Genomic DNA, 11,917 nt, shown 5'->3' with positions numbered 1-11,917 from the left:
CACGGTGGTGTGAGAGGTCGACTGCTCAAATAATGAGCAGTCTCCTACTCGATTGTAAAAATCGCGCTTTTAAGTTGAGCACAGCATTTTAGAACAGCTCAAAAATATTTGCTGCAGTTTCCGTTTAAGCCTGCTTATATATCTGCTTTACCTTCTTAAAAATTTCCCAGTTCGTCTTTACAAACCAGGCAAACACACAGCCAACAGCAAAGGTTACAGCGCTTTTTTCGTCTGTTACTACGTTTAAAATAGATTTGATCATAAGTCCTATCGCCAAAAACTCAAATACCAAAAATAAAATCACATGCTTTTTCATTAAATAATCTCCCATCTGTTATATACTCATACACATTTTTTCACTAACACTTAAAACATAAATTGCACTAATCTGCAAGTATAGTATACTGCTGCGCATACCATAATCTCTTTTTTGAATCTGTAATTTCTATGTATAATTCAACAACACCAAGCAAATCATAAATATATCCGTAAGCTTCATTTACATATCATCTCCACTACTGTGTTTAGTTTCTACTGTTTCATTCCCTCCGCTCGCGCTCCGCGTTACTATTATACTAATCATAAATTAGTAATTGAGTGAATATCCTTTACATTACTCTTTTCATTACCCACCATACTATCACACCACCTGTGACAAGAGCCTTGACAGCTTCTTTATCAAAGTTTATATAATACAGCGCCCACGAAAAGCCTATAATTGCTAAAACATCCGTTACTTTTATCTTCATTGCAAATTCTCCCTACTATTTTATCCGAAAATCATCTCAACCTTCTGCCTTTCTTTTATTTTAACATATTGCTCTATTTTTTACAAATTGTCTAACTGTCTTTTCTTTATGCTTAACAAACATTATCTTTTATCATTAAGCAACAGCAATATAATTAACTTGGCAGAAGAAGATTTTATACTGCAACATATTTGCAAAAAACAGCATCCTTGCATCTTCCGTTCAGAAAGAAAAATTCTCCAGCTTTTACGATTTTTTTTGACAAAAAACGCTAAAGACTTACACAAGCCTTTAGCGTTTTTGTTTACGTTCTTCAATTAAGCGCCTTCGCAGCAGCCTCACAGCTGCAGCTGACTCAAAAAGTTTAAGCTGTTCAACGGCTTATCCGTCTGAAAGAAGATAAACTTGAAGAGAATTTTTTCCAGCTCCATGAGCGCACCGCCTCGCACCCTAAAGGGCGCCGGCTGCTCGTAATCAAGCTGCGCCAGCCACTGCCACAGCTCGCGTGTCTCCGCATCGCACGGCTCCAGACCGTCGCCGTTATAGCTGCTTCTGCAGCTGCTGCAGATAAGCCCGCCCTGCAGCGGACTGAACCACGCATCCTCCTGCACCGTCACAGCCTCACCGCAATGCACGCAATGCGTAAGCTGCGGTGCAAAGCCCGTAGCCGCCAGCAGCTTTATAGCATAGGACAAAACAACCAGACGCGGATTGCGCTGCATCAGCGCCGCCAGGGCAGCGCCCAGCATTTCATAAAGCTCCGGCTGCGGCACTCTGTCCTCCGTCAGCACGGCAGTAAGCTCCGACGCTACCGCCGCATAAGCCATCTGCTGCATATCCATAGACTTGGGCATCTGCAAAAGCTCACAGCTGCGCAGCTTGTCTATCTTCTGCCCCTGCTGAACCTCAATATGCAGATTGGCAAAGGGCTGCAGCAATCTGCCATGTATATTTTTTTCATAGCGGGCACCATAGGCGATAAAGCGCAGCTTGCCATGCTCCTTCGTAAAGCAGACCGCATATTTATCAGCCGTCTGCCAGTTTTTTACATGTAAAACAAGCGCATCATCTGCCAAAAGCTCCCTTTGCGACTCACTCATCCTGCTGTTCTTCCTTCTGCTTTTGCTCCTGCGGCAGCTTCGTAGCCAGCACGCGCACTACACGAAAGCCCTCCGTGCGCAACACCTTAAAGCTGTAGCCGGAAATTTCCACAGCATCGCCAATCTCAGGCTTGCGTCCCAGCAGACCAAAGACATAACCGCCGATGGTATCCTCCTCCGGATCATCAAATACAATCGGCAGCTGCTCTGCCACATCGTCCAGCAGCACCATGCCGTCAAATTCAATACTGCCATCGGGAAGCTGCAGCACATCCGGCGGCTCCGCCGCTTCATGCTCGTCCTGAATATCACCGACGATTTCCTCCACCAGGTCCTCCATCGTAATCAGGCCTGCAGTACCACCGTACTCATCTGCTACAAGCACCATCTGCACATGACGCTGCTGCATCAGGCGCAGTGCCTTCGGCACAGGCATAGCCTCCGGAATAACGACAATCGGACGCATCAGGCGACGCAGGTCAAAGGTAGTCTGCCCCGGCTTAAGCTTCAGCAAATCGCGCACATGCAGCGTGCCCACAACCTGATCCTTATCCTCCATGCAGAGCGGATAGCGTGTATGATGACTGCTGCGTACAACAGCCATATTTTCTGCCAGCGTATCATCCAAAAACAGGCATACCATATCCTGACGCGGCACCATGACCTCACGCGCTACACGGTCGGCAAAGTCAAAAACATTGCCGATCATGCTGCCCTCGACATGGTCAATTTGGCCGTGGCGCTCGCTGGCGCTCACCAGCTTGCGCAGCTCGTCCTCACTGCTGGCACTGCCCTCCTTGTGCCAGGTGCCTGTTTTCAGGTAATGCCAGGCAAGCGGCAGTCTGTGCCAGAAATCAATCAGTTTCCGAAAAAAATTGATAAGTCCTCACTCCTTGTAGCCAAGCTGCTTCAAAGCTTTATCCTTGTTACGCCAGTCAGCCTTAACCTTAACCCATAAATCCAAAAAGACCTTGCAGTACAGCAGTTTTTCGATATCAGCACGCGCCTGCTGGCCAATTTTCTTCAGCAGGCTGCCCTTAGCGCCGATAACAATGCCCTTTTGCGATTCACGCTCTACAAAAATAGTTGCTCTGATATATACGTTTTCTTCGTCGCGCTCCTTGAATTCATCCACCTCAACCGCTACGGAATGGGGAATTTCATCACGCGTCAGACGCAATACCTTTTCACGGATCATTTCGGCAGCAATTACGCGCTCCGGCTGGTCGGTAATCATATCCTCCGGGAAGTACGCCGGTCCCTCCGGCAGATGCTTAGTAATTTCCTGCACCAAACCGGGGAATTCGCTGTCATTCAATGCGGAAACAGGTACAATCGCGGCAAATTTATACAGCTTATTATAACCTTCCATAATCTGGAACAGCTTTTGCTTGTCTGCCAGCTTGTCAATCTTATTTACTACCAGTATTACCGGTGTTTTTACCTTCTGCAGCAGGTTCAGGATATAATCCTCGCCTGCGCCGCGTTTTTCGGTTGCATCAACTACAAAGAGGACAACGTCAACCTCCTGCAGGGTGCTTTCTGCCGTGCGCACCATGTATTCGCCCAGCTTGTGCTGCGGCTTATGAATGCCCGGTGTATCAAGAAACATAATCTGTGCGTTATCAGTATTCATAATGCACATAATCTTATTGCGTGTAGTCTGCGGTCTGTCGGACATGATGGCGATTTTCTCACCAATCAGACTGTTTGTCAAAGTGGATTTGCCCACGTTCGGACGTCCCACCATTGCCACAAAGCCGGCATAATGTTTAGCTTCTTCGTTGTTTACCTTCTTTATCTTAATCAGCTCCTGTTATCATAATTCAAAACCATACGGCAGCAGCTCTTCTACCGTGGTAATTTTAAAGTCACCCTTCATATTTGCCAAAATCACGGTCTGGATACCAAACTCGCGCATTACCTGTCTGCAGGCACCGCATGGAGAAACGGGGCCGGAGGTATCTGCAACTACGCACAGCTCTGTCATTTCGCGCTCACCGGCGCAGGCAGCATGGAAAATAGCGTTACGCTCGCCGCAGACACAAAGTCCGTAGGAAGCGTTTTCCACATTACAGCCACCGTAGATTTTTCCGTTGGCACAGCGTACTGCCGCACCTACAGCAAAGTTGGAATAAGGAATGTAAGCATTCTTACGGGCAGCAACCGCTGCATCGTACAATTCGCGCCAAGCCGGGGATAATTCATTCAATTTTACGTCTTTCATGGAAAGCACCTCCTATGTTTTTTACAGGTTAGTTATAAATAATTGTGCATTAAGCATTAATGAATGCCTGTGGGATGGTCAAAATATTCTTCGGAAAGGTTAATCGCACGCAGAGCTTCCTCCTCTTTCGCACGCATTTCAGCCTTATCCTCCTCCGTCATATGGTCATAGCCCAACAGATGGAACATACCATGCACTGCCAGATACGTCATTTCGCGCTCCAGGCCGTGCCCGTATTCCTCTGCCTGACGCAGTGCTGTTTCCGCCGAGATGATGATATCACCGAAAAGATGCTCCTCCGGTCCGCCGATCAGCTCCGGCTCATCTTCATCCTCGCAGTCCTCGTCCAGCGCAAAGCTCAAAACGTCGGTAGGCTTATCCATACCGCGATACTCACGGTTCAGCGCATGGATTTCCTCATCGTCGACAATAGTTACATCAACCTCGGACTCCTCCGGCAGCTCATTCAAGCGTGCTACTGCCTGCAAGCCCTCCTGGAGGCGCTCCAGCACCTGCGCGGAAAGCTCTAGCTTCTGCTGGTCATTTTCCAAATTAATTATCATGCTTGTTTTTCTCCGTTATATTTCTCTTTTTGTTTTTCAAAGCGTTCATAAGCCTTGATGATGGAACCCACGATTTCGTGGCGCACAACATCCTGCTCGCTGAACTTTATCACGCCGATTCCCGGAACGTTGCCCAGAATACGCGCTGCATCCTTCAGGCCGCTGTTCTTACCACCCGGCAAATCTATCTGCGTGATATCGCCGGTAATAACCATCTTACTGCCAAAGCCAAAGCGCGTCAGGAACATTTTCATTTGCTCCGGCGTAGTATTCTGCGCTTCATCCAGAATGATGAAGGCGTCATTCAGCGTGCGTCCGCGCATGTAGGCCAGCGGTGCAACCTCAATCGTGCCCTTGGTGAGATACTTCTGGAAGGTTTCCGTGCCCAGCATATCATACAGGCCATCGTAAAGAGGACGCAGATACGGGTCTACCTTATCCTGCATATCACCGGGCAAAAAGCCCAGCTTTTCGCCTGCTTCTACCGCAGGACGCGTCAGGATAATGCGCTCCACCTCTTTTTTCTTCAGCGCCGCTACTGCCAGCGCCACCGCCAGGTAGGTTTTGCCTGTGCCTGCAGGTCCGATGCCCAAGGTGATATAGTTATGACGGATTGTTTCCACATATTGCCACTGTCCCAGGGTTTTGGCCTTTACCTGACGGCCGCGGTTATTGACGATAATCGTGTCAGCGTACATGCGGTGCAGGCTTTCCAGCTTACCAGCCTTCACCATATACATGCTGTAACGCACATCATGCGTTGTCAGCGGCAGTCCCTGACGGTACAAAAACAGCAGCTCCTGCAGCAGCTGTTCCAGCAGTGCCACCTCTTCGGCACGCCCGCTCATGGTAATCTGATTGCCGCGCGCTACGATTGTACAGTCAAAAGCACTACGGATTATACGCAAAAACTCATCATTACGTCCGCAAATGCCAACCATTTCCTGTTGGTCAATGGTTTCCAGTATACCTTGCATTTTTTCTTCTTCACTAGCCAAGCAAATTCCTCCTACCTGTTTTAAAAGGGGTGTTAACGTTTTTCTATCGTAACCTTCTTAATGATTACAGGCTCCAACGGTTTATCATTGGAATCTGTTGCTGTTTTGCCGATTTTATAAACAACATCCATGCCCTTGCTTACCTTGCCGAAAACAGCGTGCTTACCGTCAAGCCATTTAGTTTCACGCAGGGTGATAAAGAACTGGCTGCCGCCGGTATTCGGGCCGCGGTTGGCCATGGAAATTACACCAGGGCCGTCATGCAGCAGCTTACTGCTGAACTCATCCTTAATGGTGTAGCCGGGGCCACCGGTACCGTTGCCGGCAGGGTCACCGCCCTGAATCATAAAGTTATCGATTACACGGTGGAAAATAAGACCGTTATAGAAGCCCTTTTCTGCAAGTGTAATAAAATTCTTTGACGTTTCCGGTGCATAGTCTGTTGCCAGCTTCACCTCAAAATCGCCCATGCTCGTATTGAAAACAGCCGTCGCAGGCTCTGCCTTCGGCACCTGCTCCTGCTTTGCCTGGCCGCAGGCTGTAAGTACCAGCGCGCACACCAGCATCAGGCAGATTATTAACAATTTCTTCATGCTCTTTCCTCCCATAAAAAAGGATATAATTACTCAAGTATATTATACAACTAACAAGCGCCTCATTTCAAGCGTTTGCCCAGCCAATCGCTCAACAGCGCGCCTGCCTGCTCACTGTACTGCGTAAAGCTGTGGTCGCCGCCTGCAAAGATATGCAGCTCTGCCGCCTCGCCGACGGCTGCGGCGTTGCGCTGCCCCTGCTCAGCCAGCACCACCTCATCCGCGCTGCAATGCAGCACAAGCACGGGCAAAGGCTGTGCCTTCTGCAGCAGTGCAGGCAGATCGTATTGGTCAAAGTCCGTCAGAAAATCCGGTGTCAGGTCGCATTCGCCGCGCTCATCGTTAAAGTGCAGCGTTTCACCGCTGTCCAGACGGCGGTATTCATCCTCCGTCATCACATAACGAAAGGTAAAGCGCAGGTCGTTAGGTGTTGCCCACAGAATCAGTCCGGCGAGAGCTCCGTCCTGAGCCGCAGTAATGATGGATGCAGCACCGCCCAAGCTGCGTCCCAAAAGAAACAGCCTGCAGCCGGGCTGTCTGCGGCGTACCTCCGCCAGTACGGCGCGCAGCTCCTCCACCTGACGCGAAATTATCTGCGTACCCGTAAAGTTGAAGCGCACTACGGCAGCGTGTGCAGCAGCCTGCTGCGCCACTCCTGCAGCGCGTCCGCCGCTGTCACGGCTGCCGCGGAAGCCATGCGCCATAACGAGTACAGCATTATTCTCACTCCGATTCGGTTCTACAACACATTCTATTTCCCCTAACGGTCCTTGAAATGTAAAGGTATCCTTCAGCATCTTCACTCACTCTTTTCGTAAAATTCTAACGCGTTACCTGAAGCATTCAGCGACTCGCTGCATAACGCATTTTTTAACGTATCACCTTAAGCTTCTAAGCTCACGTTCAACCCTAAGTCTTTTTCACGCGCAGCACTTAAGCGTTTTTATTGTCAGACATTCTATACAGGCACACGCCCATGCGTCCTGTTTTGCCCTGCTCCGCGCGGTAGGAGCAGAACATTTCGTGGTTATGCGCTGTGCAGATGCCGGCAGTAAGGATATTTTCTGCCCTAAGGCCGGCGGTAAGCAGCACCTCGCGGTTATAGCCCCACAAATCCAGCAGATACTTTCCCGGCTTTTCGTCACGTGGCGCAAAGAATTGCTCGTAGCTTGCGGCCTTGCTACGTACAAAGTCGTCCACCTCGTAGCAGCATTGGCCGATAGACGGACCAATCGCCGCAACGATATCTGCAGGACGGGAGCCAAAGGCTTGCTGCATCGTCTCCACTGTTTTGCGACCAATCTGCGCCACCGTACCGCGCCAGCCGGCGTGCGCTACAGCGCACACGCCCTGGCGCTCATCAACAAAAAGCAGCGGCACGCAGTCAGCAAAAAACAGCAGTATCGGCACATTTGCCAAGCTCGTCACCAGCGCATCCGTCTCCTTAATCGTATCCGCAAGCGTTGTCGCACCGGCGCCAACTAAAGCCTCATCAACTACAACAACCTTGCTGCCATGCACCTGCTCGCAGGTAGTAAATCTGCTTGCATCCAAACCTAAAGCCTGCGCAAACCGGCAGCGGTTCTGCAGCACCAGCTCCGCCTCGTCTCCCACGTGCAGCGCCAAATTCAGCGTCCCCTCTGCGACAGCGCTGGCACCATGCAGGCGGCAGCTACAGGCATTGCCAAAGCCAGCCTGCGTCAAACGTGGGAATGAACCCCACCAGAGATTATTTTTTTGCGTAATGATAAAGTCCTGCATTCTGAAATCCCCCTTAAAAGCACTTAAATTCGCAGCTAAATTTTAGCTGATATATCCTGCTTATACCAAAAGAGACGGCTGTCGCCGTCTCCTTTTATAAGTGCCTGCGGCACCATTTTGCTATTTACTTTTGATACGGTGCAGTACCATCGGGTATTTCCAGCACAACGGTGATAATCACAGTGCTGTCCGTAGCCTTGGCTGCAGTGTCCATAAACACAACCTTGGCACCATTATCCAAATAGTAATTTACCTCTTTCACAGCTCCGTTATTGTTGTTGGAAAAAGTAAAGAGTCTTTCCTTCGCCAGCGCCGAGCTGCTGAAGCCAGCAACCAGCATAGCAGTTGTCAAAGCAAGAAGCAAATACCGTTTCATCGACTGCACCTCTATTTTTCTTCCTTGGTGTTCTGCATAATGCGCTCCAGCTCCTGCATAAAGTTGCGTACATCAGCAAACTGACGATATACAGAAGCAAAGCGAACGTAGGCAATCTGGTCCGTCTGCTCCAGATGCTTCATCACCAGCTCGCCAATCTGGGCGCTGGGAACCTCAGCATCAGCACTCATGCGCAGCTCACGCTCAATGCTGTCAGCAATATCTTTGATTTTTTCATAAGGAACAGGGCGTTTTTCGCAAGCCTTGAGCAAGCCTGCCAGCAGCTTTTTGCCGTCAAAAAGCTCGCGGCGGCCGTCCTTCTTGCTGACAACCAGCGGAGTTTCCTCATATTTTTCATACGTGGTAAAGCGTTTGCCGCAATTAGGGCATTCGCGTCTGCGACGAATGGAGCAACCTTCCTCAACAGCGCGGCTGTCGATAACGCGGCTGTCTCTGTGAGAGCAATACGGGCACTTCATATTACTGCCTTCCTTTCAATCAGTGGCGCAGCCATGGCGGAATCTCGTTAGGATCAGAGAAGCTCTTGATTACGCCACTGTTGTTGCGGTTGATAGATGCCGGACCACCAACAGTATTTCTGGTAACCGGAGATTTTTTCTCAAAGCCGGTAGCAATAACCGTAACACGGATTTCATCGTTCAGGCTTTCGTCAATAACAGCACCGAAGATAACAACAGCGTTCGGATCTGCTGCTGCATTGACAATATTAGCAGCCTCGTTGACGTCAAAGAGAGACAGCTCCTTGCCGCCGATAATGTTAATCAGTACGCCGCGGGCACCATCAATAGATGCTTCCAAGAGCGGGCTTTTGATTGCAGCTTCGGCTGCGGCCTTGCCGCCGCCTTCGCCCTTGGCAGTACCAACGCCCATCAGTGCGCTGCCTGCGTTGGACATAACAGTCTTCACATCGGCAAAGTCAACATTAATCAGACCGGGAACAGCAATCAGGTTGGAAATACCCTGAACGCCCTGACGCAGAACGTCATCGGCCTTTTTGAATGCCTCCAGCATGGAGGTGCGTTTTTCAATAATCTGCAGCAAACGGTCATTAGGAATGGTAACCAGGGTATCAACCTTTTCCTTCAGGTTAACGATACCGGTTTCCGCCTGCTTCATACGGCGAGGACCTTCAAAGCCAAAGGGTTTGGTTACAACGCCGACAGTCAGTGCACCAATTTCCTTGGCGCATTCTGCAACAACGTGCGCAGCACCGGTACCGGTGCCGCCGCCCATACCGGCAGTAACAAATACCATATCTGCACCCTTCAGGACCTCCAGAATCTGGTCACGGGATTCTTCGGCAGCCTTTTCGCCGATTTCAGGATTAGCGCCTGCACCCAGGCCCTTAGTCAGCTTTTCGCCGATCTGAATGCGTTTTTCTGCTTTGGAAAGCATCAGGCATTGCTTATCGCAGTTCACAGCAATAAATTCAACGCCGCTTACGCCTGCATCAATCATACGGTTAACGGCATTATTGCCGCCGCCGCCAACACCGATTACCTTAATGTTGGCTAATGGTTCAAAGGTTGTTTCTACGTCATCAAACATATTTTACGTCCCCCTTAGCTTTGGGTAGCTTTTTTTGCTATAAATTTCACTGTTTACTTTTCAACATACGCCTGCCATTTTCCTGCTTATTGCAGAATTTTTTTCTGCAGCACTATTTACCCATATACAGGCGACGGATAATGCCCATATTCTGGAAGACACGCATGCCAAAAATCAGGACTGCTACCAAATATAAATCAATACCAATCAGGTTGCCGGCATAGCACAAAAAGGCTGCCAGAATACCATTAATGAAAAAGCCGGATATAAAGACCTGTGCATCATAATTGCCTTCTAACGAAGCACGCATACCGCCAAGCACTGCGTCCATGCCTGCCATAACGGCTACAGCCAGCAGGCGGGCGTATTCAGGCGGCACACTGAAGGGACAGTAAACACCAAGCATCAGGCCCAGCACAAGGCCCGCAATAGCAAATGCAATCATTTTGCTGCCTCCTTCCCTTCCACCGTTTTGGCATATTCAAAGCTGCGCGACGATTTAAGCGCCGGGATATGCAGCTTTTCTACCGTTTTGATTTTTACCTGAATGCCCCAGAACTCAAAGGTTTCAACAACACCGCCACGCAGACGCAGCGCACTGCTCAGCGTTTTGGGAGCGCCGATAGCCTTGATTACATAGGGCGGAGCACTGCGCACATTGTTGACCGAAATCGTCGGTCCTGCACAGCGCACCTCGCTCATCGCTACGATGCGCTGGTCGTTCAGCGAAATCGCTTCCGCACCTGCAGCACGCAGCTCGTTGAGCACACGCAGCAAATCCTCATCATGAATGATATACAGATTGGGGTTTTCGTTAGACTTTTTGGCAATGTTGCTGTCGTCCAGCAAAATCTCAATGCCTGTGCCCTCTACATCAGTAGTTCCGGCCATCAGCTTCATGCGCTCATCTGCCGGATCCTTGGCAGCACCTGCACGTAAGGTTTCCAGCTCCAGCTGCAGCTGTTTGTTTTCGCTTTCCATAGACCTCAGGCGTTCAGACAAATCCTCAACGCGGTCCATTCGTACCGAGCGCTGACGCTCAGTAGCTTTGTACTGTACCGAAAGCATAAAGCCCAACACCATGAATACCACGGCAATCAAGAGCTTGCCCTTTAAATCCATAGTCAAAATTTCTTTCATTTTTTCTCCCTCACTGTGACAATCACTGCACAAATGCAGTCAAATCCCTTTAAACGGCGCCTTGCTTCGGCAGAAGCTTGATGTAAGGCTTGGCAAAGGTCAAATCAATATATTCAGCCTTAATATTCTTATCTTTAATTTCATTAAACACTGTCATAAACAGCGGCGCCTTCTGCGCAAGCTCCTGCGCTTTACCCAGACGCACCGGGAAGCAGCCGCTCAGCTGCAGCTTGACCTCCTGCTTGTTGTCAACAGCAATTTCGCCAATACGCTGCTGTGCTTCCGGCGTCAGCTGCTGCAAAAACTTCAGGATCTGCAGCACGCCTTCATCCTCCACCCTGTCGCCAAGATACAGATTTCCGCACTTCACACCGGCAAGCACCGGTGCCTTGGCATCAGGAATAGTCGTCGTTACGCTGATGACAATGCCATTGTAATCAAGCTTCAGGTAGCTACGATACGAATTGGCTACATAAAGCGCCGGCTGACGCTCCTCAACGCTCACCTGCAGCGTCGCCGGGAAGCGGTAGGCCGCCTCCGCATTTTGAAAGCGCACATCATGCGAAAGTGCTTCACGCACACGCGACGTGCTGGCGTTGAACAGGTTCAGCGGTCCCTTGCCGCAGCCGGCGAGCGAAATAACATCCGCCTCCGTCAGCAGGCTGGTGCCGTGAATGCTGACACTGCCGAAGGCAAAGGACGGACTGTGCAGAAAGCGCCAGCCATAGAAGCAGGCGGCAGCAGAGGCCGCCGTAAATAACACAAGTTTTACCAGCCGCCATATTTTTTGGCGTCGGCGCCTGCGCACCTGCTCGCGAAAGCTTTGCGACGAATCCATGCT

Annotated in this window: 17 protein-coding genes; all 17 read right to left on the bottom strand. The window is 50.0% G+C overall.

What is annotated here, in order from left to right:
• Positions 1-124: 124 nt before the first annotated feature.
• Positions 125-316 (bottom strand): hypothetical protein, encoded by a 192-nt coding sequence (locus tag Q0612_RS08900; RefSeq protein WP_021719786.1) that lies wholly within the window; start codon positions 314-316, stop codon positions 125-127.
• Positions 317-608: 292 nt separating this feature from the next.
• Positions 609-749, bottom strand: coding sequence for a hypothetical protein (locus Q0612_RS08895; protein ID WP_298883579.1), 141 nt, complete (start codon positions 747-749; stop codon positions 609-611).
• Between the two features lie 338 nt (positions 750-1,087).
• The gene (gene recO, locus Q0612_RS08890; RefSeq protein ID WP_298883575.1) at positions 1,088-1,849 is read right to left on the bottom strand and encodes a DNA repair protein RecO; all 762 of its coding nucleotides are present in this window, start codon (positions 1,847-1,849) and stop codon (positions 1,088-1,090) included.
• A complete protein-coding gene (locus tag Q0612_RS08885; protein ID WP_298883572.1) occupies positions 1,842-2,606 on the bottom strand; it encodes a hemolysin family protein in 765 nt (254 codons plus the stop codon). The genes recO and Q0612_RS08885 overlap by 8 nt, the downstream gene beginning before the upstream one ends.
• 129 nt (positions 2,607-2,735) lie before the next feature.
• Positions 2,736-3,650, bottom strand: a complete 915-nt coding sequence (gene era, locus Q0612_RS08880) for a GTPase Era (protein WP_367181723.1) — start codon at positions 3,648-3,650, stop codon at positions 2,736-2,738.
• An 18-nt stretch (positions 3,651-3,668) separates the two neighbouring features.
• Positions 3,669-4,076, bottom strand: a complete 408-nt coding sequence (locus Q0612_RS08875; RefSeq protein WP_009145975.1) for a cytidine deaminase — start codon at positions 4,074-4,076, stop codon at positions 3,669-3,671.
• Positions 4,077-4,132: 56 nt separating this feature from the next.
• Positions 4,133-4,639 (bottom strand): rRNA maturation RNase YbeY, encoded by a 507-nt coding sequence (ybeY, locus tag Q0612_RS08870; RefSeq protein ID WP_009145976.1) that lies wholly within the window; start codon positions 4,637-4,639, stop codon positions 4,133-4,135.
• Positions 4,636-5,616, bottom strand: coding sequence for a PhoH family protein (locus tag Q0612_RS08865; protein ID WP_367181722.1), 981 nt, complete (start codon positions 5,614-5,616; stop codon positions 4,636-4,638). Before Q0612_RS08865 ends, ybeY begins: the two co-directional genes overlap by 4 nt.
• 53 nt (positions 5,617-5,669) lie before the next feature.
• Entirely contained in the window at positions 5,670-6,230 is a 561-nt protein-coding gene (locus tag Q0612_RS08860) for a peptidylprolyl isomerase (RefSeq protein WP_298883558.1), read from the bottom strand.
• Positions 6,231-6,292: 62 nt separating this feature from the next.
• Positions 6,293-7,027 carry an alpha/beta hydrolase gene (locus tag Q0612_RS08855; RefSeq protein WP_298883556.1) on the bottom strand — a complete coding sequence of 245 codons (735 nt, stop codon included), beginning with the start codon at positions 7,025-7,027 and terminating at the stop codon, positions 6,293-6,295.
• A gap of 136 nt (positions 7,028-7,163) precedes the next feature.
• Positions 7,164-7,991 carry a peptidoglycan editing factor PgeF gene (pgeF, locus tag Q0612_RS08850; RefSeq protein WP_298883554.1) on the bottom strand — a complete coding sequence of 276 codons (828 nt, stop codon included), beginning with the start codon at positions 7,989-7,991 and terminating at the stop codon, positions 7,164-7,166.
• Positions 7,992-8,115: 124 nt separating this feature from the next.
• Positions 8,116-8,367, bottom strand: a complete 252-nt coding sequence (locus Q0612_RS08845; protein ID WP_293723371.1) for a hypothetical protein — start codon at positions 8,365-8,367, stop codon at positions 8,116-8,118.
• 11 nt (positions 8,368-8,378) lie between these two features.
• The gene (gene nrdR, locus Q0612_RS08840) at positions 8,379-8,846 is read right to left on the bottom strand and encodes a transcriptional regulator NrdR (RefSeq protein ID WP_021719799.1); all 468 of its coding nucleotides are present in this window, start codon (positions 8,844-8,846) and stop codon (positions 8,379-8,381) included.
• A gap of 19 nt (positions 8,847-8,865) precedes the next feature.
• Positions 8,866-9,936: a cell division protein FtsZ gene (ftsZ, locus tag Q0612_RS08835; RefSeq protein WP_293723368.1), complete on the bottom strand. Its 1,071-nt coding sequence runs from the start codon at positions 9,934-9,936 to the stop codon at positions 8,866-8,868.
• Between the two features lie 112 nt (positions 9,937-10,048).
• A complete protein-coding gene (locus Q0612_RS08830) occupies positions 10,049-10,381 on the bottom strand; it encodes a small basic family protein (RefSeq protein ID WP_293723366.1) in 333 nt (110 codons plus the stop codon).
• Positions 10,378-11,076: a DUF881 domain-containing protein gene (locus tag Q0612_RS08825; protein WP_021719802.1), complete on the bottom strand. Its 699-nt coding sequence runs from the start codon at positions 11,074-11,076 to the stop codon at positions 10,378-10,380. Before Q0612_RS08825 ends, Q0612_RS08830 begins: the two co-directional genes overlap by 4 nt.
• Before the next feature lie 49 nt (positions 11,077-11,125).
• Positions 11,126-11,914: a cell division protein FtsQ/DivIB gene (locus Q0612_RS08820; RefSeq protein WP_293723363.1), complete on the bottom strand. Its 789-nt coding sequence runs from the start codon at positions 11,912-11,914 to the stop codon at positions 11,126-11,128.
• Positions 11,915-11,917 lie beyond the last annotated feature (3 nt).

It is taken from the genome of uncultured Phascolarctobacterium sp., from assembly GCF_937920985.1.
In the GTDB taxonomy this organism is placed as follows: domain Bacteria; phylum Bacillota; class Negativicutes; order Acidaminococcales; family Acidaminococcaceae; genus Phascolarctobacterium_A.
Note: the sequence above shows the minus strand (reverse complement) of the source record. Positions and strands in the feature narration are given on the sequence as shown.